26 protein-coding genes are annotated in these 25,627 nt (G+C 40.0%); 25 read left to right on the top strand and 1 reads right to left on the bottom strand.

Annotated features, from left to right (window positions below):
- Nucleotides 1–233 precede the first annotated feature (233 nt).
- From BMX10_RS02815 to BMX10_RS02890, 16 genes are all read left to right on the top strand, one after another.
- Nucleotides 234–1,448, top strand: coding sequence for an S-layer homology domain-containing protein (locus BMX10_RS02815; protein WP_090439037.1), 1,215 nt, complete (start codon nucleotides 234–236; stop codon nucleotides 1,446–1,448).
- A gap of 103 nt (nucleotides 1,449–1,551) precedes the next feature.
- Nucleotides 1,552–2,472 carry a UTP--glucose-1-phosphate uridylyltransferase GalU gene (gene galU, locus BMX10_RS02820; protein WP_090439040.1) on the top strand — a complete coding sequence of 307 codons (921 nt, stop codon included), beginning with the start codon at nucleotides 1,552–1,554 and terminating at the stop codon, nucleotides 2,470–2,472.
- Between the two features lie 140 nt (nucleotides 2,473–2,612).
- A complete protein-coding gene (locus tag BMX10_RS02825) occupies nucleotides 2,613–4,100 on the top strand; it encodes a glycosyltransferase family 39 protein (protein WP_170834653.1) in 1,488 nt (495 codons plus the stop codon).
- The gene (locus tag BMX10_RS02830) at nucleotides 4,097–5,038 is read left to right on the top strand and encodes a glycosyltransferase family 2 protein (protein WP_090439045.1); all 942 of its coding nucleotides are present in this window, start codon (nucleotides 4,097–4,099) and stop codon (nucleotides 5,036–5,038) included. The genes BMX10_RS02825 and BMX10_RS02830 overlap by 4 nt, the downstream gene beginning before the upstream one ends.
- 13 nt (nucleotides 5,039–5,051) lie before the next feature.
- Complete coding sequence (locus BMX10_RS02835; RefSeq protein ID WP_090439048.1) at nucleotides 5,052–5,492, top strand: GtrA family protein; 441 nt, start codon at nucleotides 5,052–5,054, stop codon at nucleotides 5,490–5,492.
- A gap of 1 nt (nucleotide 5,493) precedes the next feature.
- On the top strand, nucleotides 5,494–5,994 hold the full coding sequence (locus BMX10_RS02840) for a COG2426 family protein (protein ID WP_090439051.1): 501 nt from the start codon (nucleotides 5,494–5,496) through the stop codon (nucleotides 5,992–5,994).
- A gap of 188 nt (nucleotides 5,995–6,182) precedes the next feature.
- Entirely contained in the window at nucleotides 6,183–6,644 is a 462-nt protein-coding gene (locus tag BMX10_RS02845; RefSeq protein ID WP_090439054.1) for a hypothetical protein, read from the top strand.
- A gap of 25 nt (nucleotides 6,645–6,669) precedes the next feature.
- The gene (locus BMX10_RS02850) at nucleotides 6,670–7,410 is read left to right on the top strand and encodes a polyphosphate polymerase domain-containing protein (RefSeq protein ID WP_090439057.1); all 741 of its coding nucleotides are present in this window, start codon (nucleotides 6,670–6,672) and stop codon (nucleotides 7,408–7,410) included.
- Between the two features lie 12 nt (nucleotides 7,411–7,422).
- Nucleotides 7,423–8,118, top strand: a complete 696-nt coding sequence (locus BMX10_RS02855) for a DUF4956 domain-containing protein (protein WP_244272618.1) — start codon at nucleotides 7,423–7,425, stop codon at nucleotides 8,116–8,118.
- A gap of 299 nt (nucleotides 8,119–8,417) precedes the next feature.
- The gene (locus tag BMX10_RS02860) at nucleotides 8,418–9,716 is read left to right on the top strand and encodes a methyl-accepting chemotaxis protein (RefSeq protein WP_090439060.1); all 1,299 of its coding nucleotides are present in this window, start codon (nucleotides 8,418–8,420) and stop codon (nucleotides 9,714–9,716) included.
- Nucleotides 9,717–10,126: 410 nt separating this feature from the next.
- Complete coding sequence (locus BMX10_RS02865) at nucleotides 10,127–10,882, top strand: transposase (RefSeq protein WP_090439063.1); 756 nt, start codon at nucleotides 10,127–10,129, stop codon at nucleotides 10,880–10,882.
- 344 nt (nucleotides 10,883–11,226) lie between these two features.
- Complete coding sequence (locus BMX10_RS02870; protein ID WP_090439978.1) at nucleotides 11,227–12,444, top strand: branched-chain amino acid ABC transporter substrate-binding protein; 1,218 nt, start codon at nucleotides 11,227–11,229, stop codon at nucleotides 12,442–12,444.
- Between the two features lie 77 nt (nucleotides 12,445–12,521).
- The gene (locus tag BMX10_RS02875) at nucleotides 12,522–13,481 is read left to right on the top strand and encodes a branched-chain amino acid ABC transporter permease (RefSeq protein WP_244272619.1); all 960 of its coding nucleotides are present in this window, start codon (nucleotides 12,522–12,524) and stop codon (nucleotides 13,479–13,481) included.
- 3 nt (nucleotides 13,482–13,484) lie between these two features.
- Nucleotides 13,485–14,753: a branched-chain amino acid ABC transporter permease gene (locus BMX10_RS02880; RefSeq protein WP_090439066.1), complete on the top strand. Its 1,269-nt coding sequence runs from the start codon at nucleotides 13,485–13,487 to the stop codon at nucleotides 14,751–14,753.
- Nucleotides 14,754–14,767: 14 nt separating this feature from the next.
- On the top strand, nucleotides 14,768–15,550 hold the full coding sequence (locus BMX10_RS02885) for an ABC transporter ATP-binding protein (protein ID WP_090439069.1): 783 nt from the start codon (nucleotides 14,768–14,770) through the stop codon (nucleotides 15,548–15,550).
- Nucleotides 15,551–15,565: 15 nt separating this feature from the next.
- Nucleotides 15,566–16,279 (top strand): ABC transporter ATP-binding protein, encoded by a 714-nt coding sequence (locus BMX10_RS02890; protein ID WP_090439072.1) that lies wholly within the window; start codon nucleotides 15,566–15,568, stop codon nucleotides 16,277–16,279.
- Between the two features lie 214 nt (nucleotides 16,280–16,493).
- Here the strand turns inward: BMX10_RS02890 and BMX10_RS02895 are convergent, their stop codons facing one another.
- Complete coding sequence (locus tag BMX10_RS02895) at nucleotides 16,494–17,024, bottom strand: ferredoxin domain-containing protein (protein ID WP_090439075.1); 531 nt, start codon at nucleotides 17,022–17,024, stop codon at nucleotides 16,494–16,496.
- A gap of 260 nt (nucleotides 17,025–17,284) precedes the next feature.
- Between BMX10_RS02895 and hisZ the strand changes: the two genes are divergently transcribed.
- From hisZ to hisF, 9 genes are all read left to right on the top strand, one after another.
- Nucleotides 17,285–18,508: an ATP phosphoribosyltransferase regulatory subunit gene (gene hisZ, locus BMX10_RS02900; RefSeq protein ID WP_090439078.1), complete on the top strand. Its 1,224-nt coding sequence runs from the start codon at nucleotides 17,285–17,287 to the stop codon at nucleotides 18,506–18,508.
- A gap of 1 nt (nucleotide 18,509) precedes the next feature.
- On the top strand, nucleotides 18,510–19,133 hold the full coding sequence (gene hisG / locus BMX10_RS02905) for an ATP phosphoribosyltransferase (RefSeq protein WP_090439081.1): 624 nt from the start codon (nucleotides 18,510–18,512) through the stop codon (nucleotides 19,131–19,133).
- Between the two features lie 15 nt (nucleotides 19,134–19,148).
- The gene (gene hisD, locus BMX10_RS02910) at nucleotides 19,149–20,435 is read left to right on the top strand and encodes a histidinol dehydrogenase (protein ID WP_090439084.1); all 1,287 of its coding nucleotides are present in this window, start codon (nucleotides 19,149–19,151) and stop codon (nucleotides 20,433–20,435) included.
- Between the two features lies 1 nt (nucleotide 20,436).
- A complete protein-coding gene (gene hisC / locus BMX10_RS02915) occupies nucleotides 20,437–21,513 on the top strand; it encodes a histidinol-phosphate transaminase (protein ID WP_170834654.1) in 1,077 nt (358 codons plus the stop codon).
- A 10-nt stretch (nucleotides 21,514–21,523) separates the two neighbouring features.
- Nucleotides 21,524–22,114 carry an imidazoleglycerol-phosphate dehydratase HisB gene (gene hisB, locus BMX10_RS02920; RefSeq protein ID WP_090439090.1) on the top strand — a complete coding sequence of 197 codons (591 nt, stop codon included), beginning with the start codon at nucleotides 21,524–21,526 and terminating at the stop codon, nucleotides 22,112–22,114.
- Nucleotides 22,115–22,321: 207 nt separating this feature from the next.
- A complete protein-coding gene (locus tag BMX10_RS02925) occupies nucleotides 22,322–23,509 on the top strand; it encodes an HD-GYP domain-containing protein (protein ID WP_090439094.1) in 1,188 nt (395 codons plus the stop codon).
- A 38-nt stretch (nucleotides 23,510–23,547) separates the two neighbouring features.
- Nucleotides 23,548–24,153 carry an imidazole glycerol phosphate synthase subunit HisH gene (hisH, locus tag BMX10_RS02930; RefSeq protein ID WP_090439097.1) on the top strand — a complete coding sequence of 202 codons (606 nt, stop codon included), beginning with the start codon at nucleotides 23,548–23,550 and terminating at the stop codon, nucleotides 24,151–24,153.
- The gene (hisA, locus tag BMX10_RS02935) at nucleotides 24,150–24,869 is read left to right on the top strand and encodes a 1-(5-phosphoribosyl)-5-[(5-phosphoribosylamino)methylideneamino]imidazole-4-carboxamide isomerase (RefSeq protein ID WP_090439101.1); all 720 of its coding nucleotides are present in this window, start codon (nucleotides 24,150–24,152) and stop codon (nucleotides 24,867–24,869) included. The genes hisH and hisA overlap by 4 nt, the downstream gene beginning before the upstream one ends.
- Nucleotides 24,862–25,620 (top strand): imidazole glycerol phosphate synthase subunit HisF, encoded by a 759-nt coding sequence (gene hisF / locus BMX10_RS02940; RefSeq protein ID WP_090439104.1) that lies wholly within the window; start codon nucleotides 24,862–24,864, stop codon nucleotides 25,618–25,620. Before hisA ends, hisF begins: the two co-directional genes overlap by 8 nt.
- Nucleotides 25,621–25,627: the final 7 nt, after the last annotated feature.

Raw genomic sequence — 25,627 nt, forward strand, 5'->3', positions numbered from 1 at the left:
TTACCACTTTTTCTATTGTTTTTCAATAAAAATAAGGCACCCTTTTCTTTTTTTGGTTACAAAAGCATCTCTACCCAGTATTTACATTGGCAACTATTCCCTATATGCATTGCAATTGCAATGTTTTTTCTATACAATGAGTTTAGATTCTCTGACGAGAGTTAGTTTACATAACATAAATTAAATCCGTGAGAGAATCATCAGAAAATCATTTTGGATGGAGGAGATTGCAAATGGAAAGAAATAGAACTGCAAAAAAAGCAGCTAGTATTTTATTGATTGCTGCTATGATTCTTACATCAGTAGGAGCGTCCTTTGCTGAGGATGCTGTAGTTACTGAAAACAATGATGGGGTTGAGGTTGTTGAGACAACTGAACCAGTAGAGGAAAATGTAGATACAGACGGAGATGTGGATACAGACGAAGATGTAGAAACAGATGAAGATGTAGATACAGACGGAGATGTAGACACAGACGAAGATGTAGATACAGACGAAGATGTAGACACAGACGAAGATGTAGATACAGACGAAGATGTAGATACAGACGAAGATGTAGATACAGACGAAGATGTAGACACAGATGAAGATGTAGATACAGACGAAGATGTAGATACAGACGAAGATGTAGATACAGACGAAGATGCTAATGAGGAAAAAACGCCTGTTTCCTTCAGTGATATCGAAGGTCACTGGGCTGCTGAAAGAATCATCACCTGGGCTGAAAATGGTGTAGTTAGCGGTTATCCAGATGGAACCTTCAAACCAGAAAACAACATTACAAGAGCAGAGTTTATGTCTCTAATCAATAAGTCCATGGGTTATGTAGAGGAAGCGCCTATCAATTATGCTGATGTAGCTTCAGATAAATGGTACTATAGAGTAGTGGCAAGAGCTGAAGCAGCTGATTATATTTCAGGATATGGTGATGGCATCATGAAGCCAGAAGCAAATATTACTCGTGAAGAAGTAGCTACTATCATTAGCAAAATCCATAACCTAGAAAGAGATGCTAAAGAATCAGAAGTGTTTGTTGATGAGATTTCTAGTTGGGCTACAGGATATGTAGGTGCAGTTGCGGCTGCTCGTTATATGAACGGTTATGTAGATGCAGAAGGGGTTAGAACCTTTGGGGCAACAAACAACATCACAAGAGCAGAAGCAGTAGTAGTAATCAACAACATGTTCCGTGTAATTGATGAAGACCAAGATGGTGACCAAGATCAAGATGGTGACCAAGACCAAGATGGCGACCAAGATCAAGATGGTGACCAAGACCAAGATGGTGACCAAGACCAAGATGGTGACCAAGACCAAGATGGTGATGAAGACCAAGATGGTGATGAAGACCAAGATGGTGATGAAGACCAAAATGGTGATGAAGACCAAAATGGTGATGAAGACGAAGACAATAATGAAGATGAAGAAAATAACACAGAAGAAGTGTAATCTTCTTTAGCTATGCAAGTCCTCTAGGATAGATTACCTACCCTAGAGGGCTTCTTTGTGTTACAATAGAGTGTATAAGGTTGAAGATAAAGGAGGAAATAGCATGAAGGTACAAAAGGCCATCATACCAGCAGCAGGGCTGGGGACTCGATTTTTACCAGCTACAAAGGCACAGCCAAAGGAGATGCTGCCTATCGTGGACAAGCCTACTTTGCAGTATATTATTGAAGAGGCTGTAGCTTCTGGTATAGAGGAAATACTGATTATAACAGGAAGAAATAAAAAATCCATTGAGGACCATTTTGATAAATCTGTTGAGCTGGAGCTGGAGCTGGAGAAAAGTGGCAAGGAAGAGCTATTGGCAGAGGTGAGAAAGGTTTCCGATATGGTCAATATCCACTATATACGTCAAAAAGAACCAAAGGGATTAGGTCATGCCATCCATTGTGCCAAAAGCTTTATTGGCAATGAGCCCTTTGCGGTACTTTTAGGAGATGATATTGTCGATAGTGAGGTACCTTGTTTAAAGCAGATGATTGACGTATATAATGAGTATAAAACCAGCATCCTAGGGGTGCAGGAGGTACCGCAGGAGGATGTCAATAAGTATGGTATCGTAGCAGGAAAATACATTGAGGATAGGGTTTATAAGGTGAAGGATTTGGTGGAAAAGCCTGCTGTCAAGGATGCTCCTTCCAATGTAGCAATTTTAGGCAGGTATATCATTAGTCCTGAGATATTTGCTATATTAGAGGAAACAAAGCCTGGCAAAGGGGGAGAAATTCAGCTGACGGATGCCTTGAAGGTATTGGCTCAAAGAGAGGCAATGTATGCTTACAATTTTCAAGGCAGACGATATGACGTTGGAGATAAATTAGGCTTCCTGCAGGCTACTGTAGAGTTTGCCTTAAAGAGAGAGGGCTTAAGGGAGGAATTCCTTCAGTATCTTTCTAGGATAGTAGATGAGGAAAATGGGAAAAATACAAGTGAGATAGAAGTAAGTATAGAGAAAATAACTGGTTAGATATTTTGGGGATAGCTGCTTAATTATGGTAGAGTGGCTGTCCCCATAGATTATTACAGGAAAATATGCTATAATGATTGACAGGAAAACCTGGTAACAGGATAGTTGAATAAGTATTATTAGATATGGAGAGAAAATACATGCTACATGATTTAGGGAAACGCATTGTACGTCCAGCAGTACTTGCTTTTTATTTGATTTTTTTTATATTGGTTTTTGTCCAAGGCAACTTTAACCGAGGACCTTATCTTTTCCAAAGATCCACCGGTTATCTAGTGGCTTATGGTATGGCGATTAGTGGGATTTTCATTGCCCTATACTATGTATTTAAGAAAATAACTGTTCTACAAAATCCCAAGATTTTTATACCTTTTCTTGCATTTATATCCTTTGCTCCTCGTTATGTATGGGTTCGATTGATCAATACAGTGCCCATTTATGACTTTGCAAGGTTTCATAATTATACCATAGCATTGATTCATGGAGAATATGATGCTTATTTAGAGATAAGGAATGTTTTTCCCCATCTATCGGGATATCCTCTGTTGTTGTCCTATGTCTACAGAATCTTTGGGGAGACAGTTGCAGTGGGACAGGCCTTCAATATCTTCTGTTCTATTATGACGGCCATTGTGATTTATCTGCTGGGGAGGCAGGTATTTGGTGAGGCGGCAGGGCAAACTGCAGGAGTTATCTTTGCCTTGTATCCTACACAAATTATGTACAATACCTTGCTGGCTTCGGAGCATATCTTTTTACTATTATTTTTATTGGCCTTATATTTATTTATTCGATATACTAGTGTAGAATTAAAGGGCTGGAGCCTTTTAAAGCTACTGGTGGTGGGGATAGTGATGGCGGTTGCCCATATCGTCCGTCCGGTTTCATCCTTATTGTTTCCACCGATGCTGGCCTATCTACTATTTTTTCAAAGGGTAGACAGACCGGCGAAGGACTTTTTATTAGAAAAAGGCAAGAAAATTGCTTTGGTGTTTCTAGGCTTTATCCTTACTGTAGGGATGCTAAATCTTATCTATATAGACACTGTGAAGGTGCCATTGGGGAAAACCGCTGGCGGCTTCAATCTCTATGTAGGGACGGATCCTGAACGGGATGGGATGTGGAATCCTACTGCTTGGGAGATTATTGAGGAATATGATCATGATTTTGATCGGGTCCACAGTGAAGCTCAAAGAAGGGCGATAGAAAGGATAAAGAATGATCCTATTGGTTTTATTGGTTTGGCGGAGAGAAAGTTTGCTATCCAGTGGGGAACAGATGATTATGGGTACTACTGGAGTATGCTGGAGCTTTATCCCGAGACAGACTTTAGCTTATGGGTGCGGGAGCACAGTGATAGTGTTAAGGTAGTGGCTCAGAGCTACTATATGGGGATCATCATCCTTGCCCTCCTGGGGGCACTATATGGTCTCAAGAGGCGAGAGGCAGACGCCTTAGGGTTGTTTGCTATGATTGTATTGATTTTTGCTGCTGCCCACGTTTTGATAGAGGTACAGTCTCGATATCATCATCCTGTGGTTCCCTTTTTCATTTTGACAGCGGTGGCTGCAATGGGGTATTGGTCAGGAGATTCAGATAATAACGGAAATGAGGCGTTGAAGCAATGAAGGAAAAGCTGATTTCTTTAGTAATCCCTATGTACTGTGAAAAGGATGTTGCAAGGGAGTGCTACAAAAGAGTTAAAAAGGTAATGACAGACAACGCTATCCATCATGAGATTGTTTTTATTAATGATGGAAGCAGTGACAATACTATTGATATATTGGAGGAAATAGCTACAGAGGATCAGCAGGTGAAGGTCATCAGCTTTGCTAGAAACTTTGGCCATCAAATCGCTGTAACAGCAGGGATAGCCAAGGCAAAGGGAGATGCTGTGGTGGTGATCGATGCAGATTTGCAGGACCCACCGGAGGTGATTCCTGATATGATAGCTTTATGGCAGCAGGGATACCATGTGGTCTATGGGCAAAGAAAGAAGCGTAAAGGAGAAACCTGGTTTAAGCTGGCTACTGCTAAGTTTTTTTATCGGTTTTTAAAGCAGATGACCGAGGTGGAGATGCCGCTGGATACTGGGGATTTCCGATTAATGGATAGAAAAGTAGTGGATGTATTTAATGATATGCCGGAGAAAAACCGATTTATCCGAGGAATGGTTAGTTGGGTAGGCTTTAAGCAAACGGCCCTTCTCTATGAAAGAGAGGAAAGGTTTGCTGGGGAGACAAAGTATCCTTTAAAAAAGATGCTGAAGCTGGCCTCCGATGGCATCTTGTCCTTTTCCTTTAAGCCTGTAAAGTGGATAGAGGGGACGGGGGTAGTGCTATTGGTAGTTGGTTTTCTGATGATGCTCTTTAGTCTGGTGACATGGATCAACGGCACTGTTACTGATGTGCCAGGCTGGCTGTGGGTAGTTGTTCTTCTAAGCGGAGTGCATCTATTGGCTTTAGGGATTGTAGGAGAGTATATTGTTCGGATTTATGATGAGAGTAGAGGACGACCTTTGTATACAGTTGAAAAGGAAATTAATATGGAGTCTGATAATAGATAGGTGATGAGAAAAGATGCTAAATAAAATGAAACACTATGGCTCCTACCTTGTGTTTGGGGTCTTGACTACAGTGGTAAATCTCACCATATATAAGCTGCTGCTGGATGCAGGGGTGCATTATACCATCAGTACAACGGTGGCCTTTGTAGTGGCGGTTTCAGTGGCTTTTTATACCAATCGGAAATGGGTATTTTCCAGTGAAGTGGTTGGTAAAAAAGTCTACAAAGAAATGGGGCTTTTCTTTGCTGTGAGAATAGGAACCTATCTTTTTGATTTGATAGGGCTTATATTGCTGATTCAGTTCTTCAGCATGGATGAATTCATCAGTAAGCTGATTGTAAATGCTGGCGTCATTGTACTAAACTATATTTTAAGCAAATGGGTAGTATTCAAAGAACCCAGCCACGGGGACGTTTCACTTGTCACCTCAGATGGAAAGCTAGAGGAGAATTGATATGGAGCTATTGACTAAATTCCTAGAATTTATGACAATTGAATTAACGGTACTGCTGACGGCGGCTTTACCTATCATCGAGCTGAGGGGAGCTATTCCTGTGGGAGTTTCCTTAGGGATGTCTCCGGCCCATGCTTTTTTTATCAGCTTTCTAGGAAGCATGCTGCCGGTACCTATCATCATTCTTACCATAAGACCTGTCTTTAAGGAGCTGAGGAAGTGGAAAGTCTTTCGAGGCTTTGTAGATAGGATTACTACAAAAACCATGCTGAGAAGTGATAGGATTAAAAAGTATGGCTTCTGGGGATTAATCCTATTCGTAGCTATTCCTTTACCAGGTACAGGAGTATGGACAGGGACCCTGGCATCAGTACTTTTGGATATGCGCTTAAAGGTAGCCTTTCCTGCTATCTTCATTGGAAATCTTATCGCTGGCACTGTCATTATGATGGTAAGCGATGGGGCTGTTAGGACATTGAATCTGCTTGGAAATATACTTTAGCTAAAGATAAGGAAAAGTCCACTCTGGGGTGGACTTTTTAACTGAGGACACAGTATATTTTTCATGTCAAAAGGTGTATAATGATGTAGCTGGAAACTAAACTTTACTCTATTAAGCTACGATGGTATACTATATATGTTAAGATTCTGTTAAATTGGCAAAGGTATAGGTATAAAGGAGAAGATATTATGACAAAGGGAACAGAGAACAGGATAGAGATAAAGGAAGCCATCAAGAACCTGGAGGAGGCCCTGGTATATATAGAAGAGACTGAGGAGCTGCAGCGGAAGGTGCATCAGGCCTATAAGGTGCCTTATCCTGTACCATTTAAATACAATCTAGCTGTGGGAGTCATACTCTACCTTGTTTATAGTCAAGGGATGCCCTTTGGAGGTCTGGTGATTATCGGTTGGTTTGGATGGCAGGTAGCTGTAAATGGTATCTATTTTATGTTTCAGCTGCATAAAAAAATGCCAAACATAGCAAAATGGAAAGATAAGGTAAATACCAATATAGAGAAGCTGGAAGAAAAATGTATGGCGCCACAGAAATACTGGTACTCCAATGCAATGGATCATTTCATAAAATACTTGAAGTCCGGTAGAGCCAAAACCATTGAGGAATGTATTCAATTATACGAAGAGGATTAGGAACAAATAGGAAGGAGGGCATACTGTGGCCAAGGAAGTATTTAATCGATATGAGTTAAAGTATTTGATTCATCATGATGTCTATGTAGAGCTGCTAGATGCCTTAAGGCCCTACCTTTCTTTAGATGCCAATGGTGATGAGGAAGGTTATTATACAGTTGCTAGTATCTATTATGATACAGAGGATCATTTGTTTCATCAAGAAAAAATGATGGGACAGCCCTTTAGACAGAAGCTGAGAATGAGGACCTATAATAAGACTTCACTCAATGATTATGCTTTTATTGAAATCAAGAAAAAGCATAAGGGGGTTGTAAACAAACGCAGGACTTTGATCAGGCTGAAGGATGCCTATAGCTTTTTGGCAGAAAAACAGCTGGGAGCAAGGACTGCGGATCTAGATGTTTCCAATCAGCAGATTTTGAAGGAAATAGATTTTTTAAAGACCTTTTATCAGTTAAAGCCTAAGGTGCTGTTGGCCTACGAGCGTCAAGCATTTCAAGCTATAGATGATAGGAGTATTCGAATCACCTTTGATAAAAATCTTAGAAAACGAGAATATAATTTCCGATTGGAAAATGGAAGTGATGGGGAAATGTATGTGGACCCTCATGTATATGTTTTAGAGGTAAAGCTTAGTGAACGAATGCCTTTATGGCTTGCCAGGATCCTAAGCGAGTATCGATGTGCAATGCAGAGCTTTTCTAAATACTCTAGCTGCTACAGTAACACAGAGGTACCAGTGGCAGAGAAGAATATCATATAGGGGGTTGCAGTAGTGTTAAACACCATTAATGACATTTTTATGATCAATGAGATAGGAACCATTACCACAGTTAGAGAAGTAATTTTCACCATATTGGTGAGCTTCGTTTTAGGACTGATGATTTCCTATACCTATATTAAGACCTACAAGGGCAAGTTTTACTCACAAACCTTTGCTCATACCTTGATTATCCTAGGGGTAGTAATCTCCATCGTTATCGTTGCCATCGGCAGCAATATCGCTAGAGCCTTTAGTTTGGCTGGGGCTTTATCTATCATACGTTTTAGAAGTAGTATCGGAGATCCTAGGGATATCGCCTTTATCTTTTTTGTGCTGGGGGCGGGGTTAGCGTCAGGTGCTGGATTATTTATACCTGCCGCTGTATTTACTGTCATTCTTTGTGCACTTATTTTTGTTTTATATCATATTGATTTTGGAGCAAGAGATGGAAAACAAAAGATTTTAAAAATCACTGTACCGGAGAATCTAAACTTTGAAGGATTATTTGATGATTTATTGAAGGAGCATTTAGAGGAGTTTTCTCTACAAAGTATCAGAACCACCAATCTAGGGACTATGTTTGAGCTGGTTTATTCTATAAGAAGCAAAGACAACGTTGATGAAAAGACGTTGATAGATGATATACGTTCAAGGAATGGCAACCTAAATGTTACTATTTTGATGGACGAGCAGCTGATGAACAACTAAACCAGCCACGGGGACGTTTCATTTGTCAGATGTTTTGAATAGACTGTTGGATACAAAGGTACCTTTAATATAAAAAGAAAGTTCTTTAAAAAACTAATTTTGAAGGACTTTCTTTTTTATGTCATTGATAATGTTTTGTTTAGCATACAAAAGGGTAATAGTTAGAAGTAAAGAGTAAATCATGAAGGGGGATAGGGAAAAATTCATGTTTTTTTGTCTAAAAACCTAAGCATGGAACAAGTAAATTTTAAAGAAGCATGAGATGCAAGCACTATTACTATTGAAAAGAGGGGATAGGCATGAGAGAAACTAATAAAGCGGGGTTAAGTAGGCGTATAGGAAGTATAAGAATCAAATTCATTGTATTTACTGTACTTGCTTTACTGGTCAGCGGATCAATTGCAGGGTTTGTCAATGGTATAGTACATAGGTTTATTGATGTAGGGGAAAACTTTGCTGTACTTGTAGCCACTGCAATAAATATACTAGTAATTACTTCTTTGATGGTACTAATCAGTAATAGGCTCATCATTAGTCCCATTAAAGAAATAATTGCCATCATGGAGAAGGTTTCCGAAGGAGATTTGACACAGGAAATAAAAGTGAAGAATAAGGACGAAATAGGAGTATTAGGAGATAGCTTTAACACAACAGTAGAAAGTATCAAAGGTGTCATTACTACCATGCAGGAAACCACTAGTGAATTAACCAAGCTGTCAGATGTCATTAGGGATTCAACAGAACAGACAAGTGTATCTAGTGAAGAAATTGCAAGGACGATTGAAGAAATAGCTAGTGGAGTAAATAATCAAGCCCAGGAAACAAAAAAGGGATTGCAGGAGATACAAAGCTTAGCAATAAAAATAGAAGCAATATTGAGAAAGCTAGAGACTACAACAGATGCTACTAATACTATGAAGAAAAATAATGCGCTAGGGATGAAATCAATAAAGGTCTTTAAAGCGTCTTTTGTGGATTATAGAGAGGATGCCCATAATGTAGCAAGGAACATAGATGTCTTATCCGAAAAGTCTAAATCTATTGAAGAGATTTTAGAAAGTATAAATAGCATTTCGGAGCAGACAAACCTGTTGGCACTAAACGCAGCAATAGAAGCCGCAAGAGCTGGTGATGCAGGCAAGGGCTTTGGCGTGGTAGCTGACGAAATAAGAAAATTGGCTGAGGAATCAGGAGAATCTGCAGGTGAAATTCAACAAATTGTTGTAGATATTAAGGATATCATAGAAACAACCAGTAGTGAAAGTAGAGAGGCTACTGGACAGCTGGAGCAATCTATGGGTACATTAGAAGAAACTGAAAAGGTATTTAAAACCCTAGATGAATTTATTATGTCAGTTGCTGATGATGTGCACCAATTAGCCTTTGATGCAAAGGATATAAATGATGCAAAGGATACTGTGGTGAATTCTATCAACAGTATAGCAACAGTAACTCAACAATCTGCATCAGCCACACAGCAAATTAGTGCGTCTGCTCAGCAGCAGACTGCCTCAATGCAAGAAATCAACAGCTCCATACAAGAACTAAATAATAGAATTTACAAATTAACGGAGGTTAGTGAGGCCTTTAGTACATAGATACTTCTCTAAAATCATAAAAGAAGAAATAAGGAAAATAATCGTAGCCACGGCCACGGGGACGTTTCATTTGTCATACAAATATTCAGTTATCTTGAGGGAGCGAGGAGTTTAATATAAAATAATGTTTATAACACAAAAGACCTTTTGAAGAAGTGATTTCTTTAAAGGGTCTTTGTGGTATTAAGTCACTATTGTTGCTAAAGATCATTATAATTAGCAACATAAATGAAATTTTGTTGATACATTCTCCACAAGCTTTATTATGGGAAAAAGATATAAATTTTCCATACCTCCTTGTTAAGCATTGTAAATAATTGGATAAAAGTGTTATACTGTTATAAAGAAGCCATGGGGACGCTTCATTCGTCAGATGCTCAGATTATTTATAGAGCTAGGAGGAGAATCAGATGCCAAGAGAGCCAAGGAAAAAAAGCAAAACCGGGATTTATCATATTATGCTGAGAGGGATAGACGGAAGAGATATATTCTTAGAGGATGAAGACAGGAAGAAATTTTTAAAACAAATTTTTAAGGTTAAAGAGGATGGTCGGTTTTATGTATATGGTTATTGCTTGATGAGGAATCATGTACATTTGCTGGTGAAAGAAAATGAAGAGATTGGGAATAGTATCAAGAGAATCACTGTGGGCTATGTTCAATGGCATAATCTTAAATATGGGAGAACAGGACATCTTTTCCAAAATCGATATAGAAGTGAAACCATAGAAGACGAAAGCTATTTAATAGCGGTATTAAGGTATATTCATCAAAACCCTGTGAAGGCTAAGATAGTACAGCGGGCAGAGGAATATATGTGGAGCAGCTATGGAGAGTATATGAAGGTTTATCATGGAAAGCCAGCGGATATCAATGCAGAATTGATTAAAGGTTATTTTCCTACTAAAGAAAGCTTTAGAACTTATACAGATGAAAAAAATAATGAGAAATTTTTAGAATATGAGGAGATAAAAAAATATACAGATAAAGCTCTTCAAGAAGAAATTGAAAGAATGATAAATACAGCATTGATAAAGGAATTGGCGATAGAAGAGAGGAATCAAATTATAAATAGTATTTATAAAGACACAGGAGTAAGTATTAGACAACTCAGCAGGGTATTAGATATTGGTAGAGGTGTGGTTGAAAAGGCGGTAAAAAGATGACGGATGAAACGTCCCCGTGGCTTTCGTAGTGGCTTTTATAAAAATATTCACAATTTTGAGATTTTTTTGTTGACAAGGATAGTAGAAATAGATTATTATGTTTTATATAAAAATAACAGTTGTTAAACAATACAATATTAGATAGGTACTATTGGCTTAATGATGATAATCTATGAAGGTTTTATTGAAAAGGCGATGAAGTCTTTTCATAGTTATTGACCTTGATGGATGCAGCATAAAGTATTTATAGAAGGCAACGAAGTCTTCTCATTGCAAATGATTCTACATTTGTGATGGGGAGACTTTTTTTATATAAAATTTAAATAAAGGGAGCGTGTATGGGGATGAAAATCAAAAGAATTGGTATGTTTACTTTAGTAGTATTGCTTATTTTATCAGTGGTGGGATGTTCTAGTAACACGGAGACTGCCGAGGTTGCAGGCAGTGTTGGGGGCGGCAGCTCTGTTATCAAGGTAGCCTCGGTGACACCTTTATCAGGTTCACAGGCAGCAGTTGGGGAATCCATCAAAAATGGAAGTGAGTTGGCATTAGCTGAGAGAGTGGATGAGTTTAAGGCATTAGGCTTTGATCTGCAATTTGCACCTCAGGATGACCAAGCGGATCCAAAGGTTGGGGTTGCAGTAGCACAAAGATTAATTATGGATGATGATTTATTGGCAGTGGTAGGACACTGGAACTCTGGAGTTGCTATACCTTCTTCAGAGGTATATGCCAATGGAAGCTTGGCCATGGTATCTCCGGCAAATACAGCCAATGATGTAACGGATAGAGAGCTTCCCAATGTAAATCGTATCTGTGCTAGAGATGACGCCCAAGGTCCAGCTGGAGCAGATTATGCATTTGATGAATTAGGTATCAAATCGATCTTTATTCTTCAGGATAAAACCACCTATGGACAAGGGGTAGCAGATGAGTTTATGAATCAATATAAAAGCATAGGAGGAGAAGTGCTAGGGTATGAAGGAGTTACTGCCGGAGAATCTGACTTTAGTGCGGTATTAGAAATGGTAAGAGCGTCAGGGGCAGAAGCTGTATACTTTGGAGGTATCTATCCTGAGGGTTCGTTGATTACTAAGCAGTTAAAGGAAAAGGGCATTGATGTAAAATTTGTAGGTCCTGATGGTATGGACTCAGGTGAGGTTATCAACATCGCTGGAGATGCAGCTATAGGCATGACCTATACCTCCTTGGCTGCTGATATTTCCGGTACACCAGAAGGAAGGGTATTTATTGATAACTATACAAAGATGTTTAATAAAGCACCAGAGGCATATTCCTCCTATGGCTATGATGCAATGAATGTCACCTTAAACGCTATCAAAGCTGCCATAGAAGGCAATGGCGGAGAAAAGCCATCAAGAGAGGATGTTGTTGCTGCCGCTAGAGCTACCAGTGGATTTAAAGGACTTGCTACCAATGTAACCTTTAACAAAAGAGGAGACAATACTGAAGCCAATATCTATATCTTGACCTTTGATGAAGCCAAATACCCAGCTACAGTAACAAAAGAAATTCCTGCAACAGGTTATTTGAAGGACTAAGTGTATTTATAAAGGGGGAGAAATGCTGAGATGTTTCTTCTCCCTCTTTCATTATAATAGAGAAAGGTTGTTTGCATATGGAACAAATGACAGGCATGATACCACAATTATTGATAGACGGATTAACACTAGGCTTTGTTTATGCCATTGTGGCCTTAGGGTATACCATGGTGTATGGTATTCTTGAGTTCATCAATTTTGCCCATAGTGAGATCTTTATGGTAGGTGCCTTTGCTGGAACAGAGGTACTGTTGTTTATGCAAAGCGCAGGCTATCTAGGCAGTCTTCCAGCTCCGGTTGCTCTACTGATTGCCATCATTATAGCTATGATTTTCAGTGGTACTGTGGGTGTAGTTGTTGAAAGGGTGGCCTATAAACCAGTACGGACTGCACCAAAGCTGGTGGCCTTTATCTCAGCTATAGGGGTTTCCTTTTTTCTACAGGATGCAGTGAGGCTGGTAGAAGGACTATGGAAAAATGCTTTTTATCTATCTACCCCTACGCTTTTCACTGCCAGTATTCATATAACTGGGGGATTAAGAATCCCTGTAAAGGTGCTGTATATCATGGTGATAGCTATCGTGATTATGTTTAGTCTAAATTTATTTATTAACAGACATAAGCTAGGAAAGGCCATGAGGGCTGTAGCACAGGATAGAAACACTGCCTCCTTAATGGCAATAGACGTAAACGCTATTATTTCTCTGACATTTCTTATTGGGGCAGCATTGGGAGGGGCAGCGGGGACACTTTTTGCAGTTCAGTATTCACTGATTCATCCTTATGTAGGCTTTATTATAGGGATGAAGGCCTTTACAGCGGCGGTTTTTGGAGGCATTGGCAGTATCCCTGGTGCCATGCTGGGAGGAATATTGCTTGGGCTCTTAGAGGTTTTTGGAGCAGGATTTTTAGGAATCCTTACCAATGGTGTATTCGGTGCTGAATACAAGGATGTTTTTGCCTTTGCAATACTTATTATTATACTTATTTTTAAACCAAGTGGTCTTTTAGGGAAAACAGTAGGAGAGAAGGTGTAGAAAATGGAAAAGCTCAAGAATCTGCTACAAGTGTATTGGGAAAAGGAAATCCTTCAGTTGGCTATCATTTTCTTAGCACCCCTGCTATTGTATTTATTTAGCAGCAGTGGAGTTGCTTTTATTCTATTTTTAACATCTTTTCTGGTACTGTATTTATCAAAAAGATTAAATACCAAGGTAAAGCTGGTGATAGCCATTGTAGACTTGATGGTTATCATGCCTTTAGTAGGGTTTGCCAATACCTATTATTTAGATGTTATCACCCAGATAGGGATCTATGTTGTTCTTGCTATTGGATTAAATATAGTGGTAGGTTTTACTGGTTTATTAAACTTAGGCTATGTAGGCTTTTATGCTGTAGGTGCATACACCTACGCTATATTTGCCACAGCTCAGGCCAATAATTTTATCACCTCTTCTATTCTCCAATTTCCAGTGTCGGGAAACTGGTTTTGGATGTTCCTAGTGATTGGAATGATTGCGGCAGGATTTGTAGGATTTCTATTGGGCCTGCCAGTCCTTAGATTAAGAGGAGATTATCTGGCCATTGTGACATTAGGCTTTGCAGAAATTATTCGAATTGTTTTAAACAATTTAGATAAACCTATTAATTTTACCAATGGTCCCAAAGGTTTGAGTCCTATAAAACCACCAGCATTTTTTGGCATTCCTCTGAATAAAACGATACATTATTATTTTATTGTATTAATCCTGCTGGTGATTACAGTGATTGTTGTCAATAGATTGAACAATTCACGCATAGGTCGAGCCTGGACCGCCATCAGAGAGGATGAGCTGGCGGCAAGAACCATGGGGATACCCATTGTGCCGATGAAGCTTCTAGCCTTTTCAATAGGAGCAGCATTTGCTGGGATGATGGGGGTACTATTTGCAGCAAAACAAAGCTTTATTGACCCATCCAGCTTTGGATTCATGGAATCCATAGGTATCCTGGCGATGGTGATCATGGGGGGGATGGGGAATATAGCTGGTGCCATCATCGGTGCCTTTGCAGTAGTTGTGCTGCAGCTCCACATCCTAAAGGAGTTATCCAATTTCCTAAGGGGGCTTACTGTGGCGGGTATCGTCAGTATTTCACCCCAGCTGGATCCTGCTAAATATGAGCGATTGGTTTTTGGGTTAATACTGGTGCTGATGTGTATATTTAGACCTCAGGGCTTCCTACCGGCCAAGAGAACCATGGCCTATATAAAGAAGCAAGTAAATAAGCTTAAAAAAATTGAAAAGGAAGAGGATGTATCAGTAGAATAGAGGAGGGAAAAATCATGGCTTTATTAGAAGTAAAGGGATTGACAAAAACCTTTGGCGGTCTAGTAGCCGTTAACAATATAGACTTTGAGATGGAGGATAAACAAATCGTAAGCGTGATTGGGCCTAATGGTGCAGGGAAAACTACTTTTTTCAATGTCATTAGCGGCTATTATCCTGATCATGAGGGAACCATTACCTTTGATGGAAACAATCTTAAGGATTTAACACCGGAAAGGGTGGCCTCCTATAGAATGGCTCGAACCTTTCAAAATATAAAGCTGTTTCCAAATATGCTTACAGTGGAAAATATACTGGTGGGTATGCACCTGCATCTGAATTCAAATATATTTGATATTGTGTGCAATAGAAGGCGAAAGATAAAAGAAGAAGCTGAGGCCTATGAAAGAGCTCTGGAGCTTTTAAAATACGTAGGGCTGGAGGGGAAGGATAATGAGCTGGCGAAAAATCTTCCCTATGGGGAACAGAGATTATTAGAAATCGCCCGTGCTCTGGCCATTAAGCCTAAGCTCTTGTTGCTGGATGAGCCGGCTGCTGGATTAAATCCAAAGGAAACAGAAGCAATGAAGAATTTTATTATCAAGATCAGAGATGAGCTGGGACATTCAATCCTGTTGATTGAGCATGATATGAAGCTGGTGATGGGACTTTCAGACAAGATCACAGTCATTAACTATGGTGTAAAGATTGCTGAAGGGACACCCCTTGAAGTAAAACATAATCCAGAGGTTATCAAGGCATACCTTGGAGAGGACACTGCTACTGAAGAAGTAGCATAAGGAAGGAGCAGCCATATGAGTAAGCCAATACTTGAAATAAAAAATGTAGATACCCATTATGGTAAAATACATGCGTTAAAAGGTATCTCCTTTGAGGTAAAGGAAGGGGAAATCGTGACGCTGATAGGCAGCAATGGAGCAGGCAAGACCACTACCTTGAATACCATCTCCTCCCTTTTGAAGCCTACTAAGGGGGAGGTCCTGTTTAAAGAACAGACCATCAGCAGGATTCCTCCCCACTTGGTGGCAGAAGGCGGTATTGCCCATGTACCGGAAGGGAGAAAAATATTTCCTAGAATGACAGTAGAAGAAAACCTTGAGATGGGGGCCTTCCGTTTTAAGGATAGCAGCAAAATAAAGAAAAATATGGACTATGCTTTTGAAATGTTCCCAAGGCTATTGGAGAGAAGGAAGCAAAAAGGCGGCACACTAAGCGGAGGAGAACAACAAATGCTGGCAATGGGAAGGGCTCTTATGAGCCAACCAGCTCTACTATTGTTGGATGAACCATCGATGGGATTGGCCCCCCTGCTGGTGGAGGTCATATTTAAAGCTATCCAAAAACTAAACCAAGAAGGAATGACAATCCTATTGGTTGAACAAAATGCCCATAAGGCACTAAAAATTGCCCATAGAGGCTATGTCCTACAGACAGGAAGTATGGTGCTGACAGGAACAGGAGATGAATTATTACAAAACGATATGGTAAGAGAAGCCTACCTAGGCTAACGCAGTCAAAAGCCTAAGGTAGTAAATGAAATGACCTTGAAGGGGTTTCGTGATAAGAACATCAGTTTTCTTTAATAATTGCATAACGAGATTATTATTTGTAAAGATAGAAAGATCTATATAGACATCGTCCCTAGAAAAACCCAGCAACACTAATTATTGTAGTTGCTGGGTTTCTTTTGGTTGAAATTTAGATACCTTAACTAGGTTAGCTTTACCCTCTATCAAAGAAAGGACTTTTACCGGAGATGGATAGCGGTATTGCATAGGCAACCTTGATCTCTTCACTGAAGTAGCCTAGTTTTAGGGCAGTTTTCCCTGCGGAGAAAAGAACTCGGTTATCACAGCGGTGATTTGCTGCAACTGATGCAGCTGAGCCTACTGCTATACCTAAGTCACCTGTATTGAAGGCACAAATACCATCATTGGCTTTGTTTTCTGCACAGTTTTCATAGCCACAGAAGCCGCAATAAGGCACACCCACTGGACCTATCTTTGTACCGATTAATACAACTACAAGAGAGTTATCGACATTACCAGCATCTCTGTTAAAGAAAGCCACTCCTTCTTTTTCTGCAATTACACGCATTTCAGAGGCTAATTTATCCTTTGATTCTCCCTCTACAATGAGGATTTCTAAATTATCAGTTCCTTTACCCTTTGGTGCAGTTCTAGCAGCCGCCACCATTAATTCTGCCACTGTTTTAGCAGCCTTCATTTCAGCATCCAAGCTTTTTGTAATCATACAATATCCTCCTCATCCATTCATTATAGTTTCATGTATCTTTTCTACAAGAATGAGAAAAATCCTTCTAGAAGATGTAGGAAGCTCCTAATTATAAAGATGACAGATGAAACGTCCCCGTGGCTTTTGTATTTATAAAATACATAAAAATCTCTTGATTTTTCTTGACAAGGAAAGGGTTAGGGGTTAAAATAGATGTCAGATATTAATTTAGTGATTTAGCTAGCTAAAGCGATAAACTGATAAAATGGGGGCGTGAAATGATGGAATCAAGAAAAGTATTATTGCCAGAGGGAGTACAGGATTTGCTAATCGATGACTGTATTTACCGAAGACATATTGAGAATAAATTGATGGAAAACTTTATGCAGTCAGGGTATATGGAGGTTAGCAGCCCCACGTTGGAATACTATGATCTCTTTTCCAATGATTATCTAGCCAGTAATGGAGATAAGATGTTTAAGCTGATTGATACCAATGGAGGTATCTTGGTACTTAGACCTGATTGTACTGTGCCGATTGTTAGAATTGTTTCAACAAAAATGAAGGATTTTGTGTATCCTTTAAAGCTGTGTTATGTACAAAATGTCTTTCGTATCGATGAGGAACAGGCAGGTAGAAAGCGGGAGTTTCGTCAGGCAGGAGTAGAGCTCTTTGGTGTGGCCTCCTACAGAGCAGATGGAGAGGTTATCATTACAGCTATTGAGAGCTTAAAAAACCTGGGTTTAGAAAACTTTCAGATTGACATTGGCCAGGTGAAGCTGTTAAAAGGGATATTACAGACGATAGGTATTCAAGAGACAGAAAAGCAGGCCATTATCAATCACATGGAAAATAAGAATTTTATTGAGTTGGATAGATTGGTGGAGGGGCTGCCTATAGAGGCGGATATCAAAACCATTTTAAAGAAGCTGCCAAGGCTTTTCGGTGAACCATGTGAGGTGTTGGAGGAGGTAAAAAAGCTGCCTCTTACAGTCTCTATGCTGGAGGCGGTGGAAGATCTGGAGAAGGTCTGGAGAATGATAGAAAGCTATGGGCTGGGTAAATACATATCTTTAGACCTAGGCATGGTTACATCTCTGAAGTATTATAGTGGTGTGATTTTTAAGGGCTTTACCAAGGATTTAGGAGTGGTGCTGCTGAGTGGTGGTCGTTATGACAGGCTGATGAAGGATTTTGATATGGATTGTCCTGCTACTGGTTTTGCCTTTGTGGTGAATATGATTACCAAGGCTTTAAAGATTCAGGAGAATCTCAAGGTGAAAAAGAAGAAGCATATCCTGCTGCTGGAGGAAGCTGGCAGTCCAGCAATGACGTCTGCAAAGGTGGAGGATCTAAGAAAAGAAGGATATATTGTGGAGGTATGTCTTTTAGAGGATACGAAGGAAATTTTAGAATATACAGGTCGAAGAAAAATAGATGGGATTATGCGGATCAACAAAGAAGGAAATCTAGAAAAAGTACAGGAGTTAGGGGGTTTATAGATTGGAGACATTAAAGATAGCAATTGCTAAGGGAAGGCTGGCAAAATACAGTATTGAGCTTTTAGAAGAGATAGGCATCGATTGTCAAGTGCTAAAAGAGGATAGCAGAAAGCTGGTATTTACTTTGCCACAGCATCATATAGAAGTGATTTTACTGAAGGCGGTGGATGTTCCCACCTATGTAGAGCATGGCGTGGTGGACATGGGGATCGTTGGTAAGGATGTATTGATGGAGCAGGAAAGACAGCTATATGAGGTAGTAGATTTAAAGTTTGGGGTATGCAAATTTTCTGTGGCGGGAAGACCTAACGGTACCAATGGAAAAAAACATCTGCGGGTGGCTACTAAATATCCTAATGTAACAAAAAAATATTTTGCACAAAAAGGTCAATCAGTGGAGGTAATCCGACAAGAGGGCTCAGTGGAGCTGGCCCCCCTAATGGGCTTATCGGATGTGATTGTAGACATTGTAGAGACCGGAAAGACCTTAAAGGAAAATGGCTTAGTGGTACTAGAGGACATAGCCAACATCAGTGCACGACTGGTACTAAATAAGGTTAGCTACAAGACAAAGAAAAAAGAGATAACCACCATTATTGATTTGATTGCAGAAAAAGTAAGCTAAGGGGGGACGATGAGGATGAACATGATTGATTTAAAGGGTGGGGATCAAGCCCAATTTTTCAAAGAATTACAGGAAAGAAGCAGTGTGAATTTTAAAGATTATCAGGAAACTGTGCAAAATATATTAGGGAATGTACATGTTAGAGGAGATGAAGCTCTACAGGAATACACAAAAAAATTTGATGGGGTAGATTTATCCAAGGACCAGATGCTGGTAACAGAGGAGGAGATAGAGGAAGCCTACTCACAGATCAAGGCAGGGTATCTAAAGGCCCTTCGGTTGGCCATCACCAATATCACCAGCTATCATGAGAAACAGCGACAGAATTCTTGGTTTAGCTCCTCTGAGGGAATTATGCTGGGACAAAAGGTTACTGCTATTGCCAATGTAGGCATTTATGTGCCAGGAGGCACGGCGGCATATCCTTCTTCTGTATTGATGAATGCTATTCCTGCTAAGGTGGCAGGGGTAAAAAGGATTGCCATGGTGACACCACCGGATCAACAGGGAAGATTGTCTGCCGGCGTATTGGTGGCAGCCAAGGAGCTGGGAATCCAAGAAATCTACAAGGTAGGTGGAGCTCAAGCTATAGGGGCATTGGCCTATGGAACAGAAACCATACCAAAGGTAGATAAGATTGTTGGACCAGGGAATATCTATGTAGCAACTGCCAAGAAAGAGGTTTATGGCTTTGTAGATATTGACATGATTGCAGGACCCAGTGAAATCCTAGTGATTGCTGATGATTCTGCCAATCCTAAATATGTGGCAGCGGATTTATTGTCCCAGGCGGAGCATGATGAGCTATCCTCAGCAATCCTGATCACGGATAGCGAAGCCTTAGGGAAGGCAGTGGCGGCAGAGGTTCAGCGACAAACAGCCCTACTGGATCGAAAAGAAATTGTAGAAAAATCCCTTAATAACTATGGAAAGATTATTTTAGCAGAGAATTTAGAAGAGGCGATAGCCCTTTCCAACAAATTAGCACCAGAGCATTTAGAGTTATGTGTGGATAAACCATTTGAATTACTAGACAAGATAGAAAATGCTGGGGCCATCTTCTTAGGCCACTATACACCAGAGCCTTTAGGGGATTATCTGGCGGGACCAAATCATGTGTTACCTACCAGTGGTACAGCGAAGTTTTATTCTCCATTATCAGTGGAGGATTTTACCAAGAAGTCTAGTGTTATTTACTATAGTCAGGAGGCTCTCGGGAAGGTAAAGGATGAGGTAATGGTACTGGCAGAGGAGGAGGGCCTAGATGCCCATAAGAATTCTATCAAAGTGAGGTATGAATGATATGATTAATAATTTAGTAAAGGAAAATATCCAAAGCCTCCAGCCTTATGAGGTGAAGGAATGTGAAAACATAGCAAAGCTAGATGCTAATGAAAACAATAATGTAGCCTACCTATTAAATCAGAAGATTGCAAAGAGCTTAATGGGGCTAAAGGTAAATCAATATCCTGATAGTGACTGCTGCCAGCTGAGAAAAATGCTGCAGAAGGAGCTGGGATTAGCTCCACAGCAGCTGATGATGGGCTGTGGCTCGGACCAACTTATCTCCATCATTATCAATGCTTTTGTTGGAGAGGGAGATAAGATATTGACTCACACCCCTACCTTTGGGATGTATAAAATCACAGCCCAGATTGCAGGGGGGACTACAGTGGAGGTACCGTTAGGAAAAGACTTTTCCTTTGATTACTACAGCTTTATCAAGGAGAGTAAAAAGCAAAAACCAAAGGTGATTTTTCTTACTAATCCTAACAATCCCACAGGAGGCATTATCCCAAGGGAGCAGATCATTAAAATCGTTGAGTTTTCTGATGGGATTGTAGTGGTGGATGAGGCATATTTTGAGTTTTATGGTGAAAGCGTTATAGATTTAGTGAATTATTATCCTAATCTGATTGTGCTAAGGACCCTTTCGAAAGCCTATGGACTGGCTGGTGCCAGAGTAGGCTATGGAGCAGCCTCTAAAGAGCTAATGGCAGTGTTATACAAGATAAAGCCTCCCTACAATGTGGCTAGTCTCAGTCAGATAGCTGCAATGGTATGCTTAGAGAATAAAGAGATACTGGAGGATGTGATCCAGGAGATTGTCCTAGAGAGAGAAGCAATGACAAAGCAGCTGGAGAGTTTACCAAAGGTGAAACCATATAAAAGCTACGGCAACTTTATTTTATGCAGATTAGAAAATGCCAAAGAGGTATATGAACATTTCTTAAACAACAAGGTACTGGTAAGATATTTTGGAGAAACAGGTCCCTTGGCAGGGTGTATTAGGATTTCTATTGGCACTAAGGAGGAAAACCAGCTGGTCATAAAGCTATTGATGAAGGCTTTGGGTATAGCTGAGGAAATAGCAGTTTAGGGGGAGTAAAATGAAGGAAAGAAGATGTAAATTGGAACGCAACACCAAGGAGACGGCCATCACAGTAGAGGTCAATATTGATGGCAAAGGAGAAGGCAATATCAACACCGGCATAGGATTTTTTGACCATATGCTGCAGCAGATAGCCCGTCATGGCTTTATGGATTTAGATATTCAGGCCAAGGGAGATCTAGAGGTGGATTTTCACCATACTGTAGAGGATGTAGGTATTTTATTAGGAAAGGCTATTGAAAGGGCATTGGGAGATAAAAAAGGCGTGGTTCGTTATGCATCTATTGTGACGCCAATGGATGAAGCTTTATCCAGGGTAACCATGGATATCAGCGGAAGGCCTTATCTGCACTTTGATGTTACCTTCACAGGGGAAAGGACGGGAGATTTTGAGGTGCAGCTGGTGGAGGAGTTTTTTAGGGGTTTAGCCTTTAACAGTGGCATCACCCTCCATATAGAAAATCTCTATGGAAAAAATGATCATCATATTATAGAAAGTATTTTTAAAGCCTTTGGCAGAGGACTAGATGCTGCCACTAGATTAGATCCCAGGATCCAAGGGGTCATGTCCACTAAGGGAATCCTTTAGGTAATAAGTCCTGTTTTTAATCTGATTTTTAATCATTCGCTGAGTAGGCGCTGAAAGACATTGAAATTATATAGCTTTCTGTAAAAATGAAGGGAAAGAAAGGTCTGCAGACTAAAGTCCTATATCATAAGCAAGAAAAGGAATGGCAGTTCTGTCTAACGAATTCTATACTCAAAGAATGAAAAAAGAAGATGGAGGACTTGGGATATGTCAAAGAATAAGGAAAACCTTAGGGCGGAGGAAGTAATAAGCGTCCCAGTAAAGTCTCTAATAGAAAACATGGTGATTGGAGAGGAGATTAAGGGAAGCTCAGGACAAGTGTTGGTAAGCAAGGGCTTTGAATTAAAAAATCAGAAAACGGTTGAAAGAGTACAAAAATTTCTAGACGATAATAAAATTGAAATTGTTCGTATCATAGCTGATAACGAGATTATGGAAATACTTAAGAGCATTCAGGAGAAGGAAGTGGAAACGGTTCAGCATAAAAAACCTTCTTATGGGGAAGCCTTAGGTTTAAAAAAGGAGAAGGATAAGGAGCTATTTGATCGGCTTTTACCAAAATACAAAAAGGACATTACCGATAAGCTAATGGCTCTATTTGAAGGTGCTGAGCCTTCGGAAATAGCTTCTATTGAAGAGGATATCAAAAAAAGCATGCAGGTAATAGAAGCTTCTGTTAATGTTTTTCAAATGCTGGAAACCATGAAAAAGATGGATCACTCTCTGTATTTCTACAGCTATAGTGTAGCTTTAACCGCCTACATGCTGGGAAATTGGATGGGGCTTAAACAGAAGCAAAAGGAAGCTTTGTTTATTACTGCTATGGTGGCTGATGTTGGGATTCTAAAGCTGCCAGAGGATAAAATGTATAGACACCAATGGAAGGAGCAGGAGGAAAATCAGTATTATCAGCATGTAGTATATAGCTATTCTTTACTAGAAAAATGTAGCTTTCTTACTGGTACGATGCTGGATAGTATTTTGTATCATCATGAAAAGTATGACGGAACTGGCTATCCAAGAGGATTAAAAGGTACAGAAATACCTTTGTTTTCAAGGATTTTATATATAGCAGACCTTTATACCCATTACATGATCAATAAAGGATACAATCCTCTCCATACTGTACATGAAATCAAGGAAAAACATTTAAAGGAAGTGGATTTATATATACTTTTCACCCTTTCAGAAAGGGTTGGGAATTATTTTACTGGTCAAAAATTTAAAACAAAGAATGCTGACTTATTAGAAGGGGAAATCATTATGCTGGACAAAGGGACCAGTCATTTAAGCTTTGATAGCAGAAATGTGTATGTTTATGTCAGGAGAAAAGATAAATCGATTATAAATATACCCCTCCACACCTTTCACCAAGAGGATGTAGAATTTATTTAATCCCATAGTCAGCATTTAGTAAATGGGAGGATTGTAGTATGATAGGAATCATTAACTATGGCATGGGAAATCTGAGAAGTGTAGAAAAGGCCTTTCATATGATGGGGTATGAAGCCTTTGTTTCTGATAATGTAGAAGAACTTAAAAAAGCCAAGGCCCTGATCATCCCCGGAGTAGGGGCCTTTTATGATGCCATGAAAAATCTCAAGGAACGGGGACTAGAGGAAGAGATTCTTAAGGCAGTAGAGAAGGGTAAACCAGTCTTAGGTATTTGTTTAGGAATGCAGATTTTGTTTTCCTATGGCTATGAAGTAGATAAGATCCAAGGATTAGGCATCATGGAGGGAAACATAGTAAAGATGCCAAAGGATCTAAAGGTTCCTCATATGGGTTGGAATCAATTAGACATTACTGAAGAAAGTCAGTTATTAAAAGGTATACATCAGGAGAGCTATGTATATTTTGTTCACTCCTATTATTTAGAAACACAGGAGGCGTGGGTAGTAAAAGCTACTGCTGAGTATGGCAGACCTATCCCGGCGGTGGTGGAGAAGGGCAATATCTATGGACTACAGTTTCATCCAGAGAAAAGTGGAAATATAGGACTGCAAATACTAAAGAATTTTGGGGAGCTGGTAAAATGATGATTTATCCTGCAATAGATATCAAAGATGGACGATGTGTAAGACTAACACAGGGAAAATTTGATGAAGAAAAAATATATTTTAATGACCCGCAGGAAGTAGCAAAGCTTTGGCAGGAGAAAGGAGCAGAGGTGCTTCATATCGTGGATCTAGATGGAGCATTGGAGGGAAAAGGAAAAAACCTTTCTATCATTCAAGCTATTGTAGATGCAGTCAATATTCCCGTCCAGGTGGGGGGAGGCATTAGGAGTATAGAGGCCATAGAACAGCTGATGGCTATAGGGGTAGAGCGAGTAATCCTTGGTACCAAGGCCATAGAAGATAAGGAGATGCTAAAAAAGGCCATAGCTGGATTTGGCAGTCGGGTGGTGGTATCCATTGATGCAAAGGATGGTTATGTGGCTGTGGATGGTTGGACCAAAACCAGTAGTGTAGCTGCTTTAGACTTTGCGAAGGAATTGGAGGAGATGGGGATAAAAACCATCATTTATACAGATATTGCTAGAGACGGTATGCTGCAGGGACCTAACTTTAAGGCCATTAGTCAGCTGAAGCAGCAGGTAGGTATAGATATCATCGCCTCAGGCGGTGTAGCCACTATAGAAGATCTACAGCTTTTATCTCATATTGGAGTAGCTGGAGCTATTGTTGGAAAAGCTCTTTATGAAGGAAAAATTGATTTATCAGCAGTTAAGGGGGAGATGAAAAATGATTAGTAAAAGAATTGTACCCTGCTTAGATGTGGATAAGGGTAGAGTAGTAAAGGGGATAAATTTTGTCAACCTAGTAGATGCAGGTGATCCTGTAGAGGTTGCAAAGGCCTACAATGTAGCAGGTGCAGATGAACTTGTTTTTTTAGATATTACTGCCTCAAATGAGGAAAGAAATATAATACTGGAGGTTGTAAAAAGGACAGCGGAGCAAGTGTTTATTCCCTTAACAGTAGGTGGTGGAATCCGCAGTGTGGAGGATTTTCGTGAAGTGCTGAAAAGTGGTGCTGACAAAGTATCTATCAACTCTGCAGCTGTGAAAACCCCCAAAATTGTTACAGATTGTGCTCGTATTTTTGGTTCTCAGGCGGTGGTGGTGGCCATTGATGTAAAAAAGCAGACGGATGGCAGCTATCATGTGTATGTCAAGGGAGGTAGAGAGGACACAGGTCTGGAGGCAGTAGCATGGGCTAAGGAAGTAGAAAGGCTGGGGGCAGGAGAGATACTGTTAACCAGTATGGATAAGGATGGTACCAAAAGCGGCTATGATTTAGATATCACAAGAGAAATAAGTGAAACAGTAAACATACCAGTAATCGCCTCCGGAGGAGCAGGCAGTATGGAGGACTTTTATGATGTCTTTACAGCCGGAAAAGCAGATGCTGCTCTGGCCGCCTCTTTGTTTCACTTTAAGGAAATAGCCATTGGAGACTTAAAGGAATATTTACAGCAAAAAGGAATTCATATGCGAAGGTAGGTAGATA

Origin of the sequence: Natronincola peptidivorans, from assembly GCF_900111615.1 — a bacterium.
GTDB classification, from domain to species: Bacteria; Bacillota; Clostridia; order Peptostreptococcales; family Natronincolaceae; genus Natronincola_A; species Natronincola_A peptidivorans.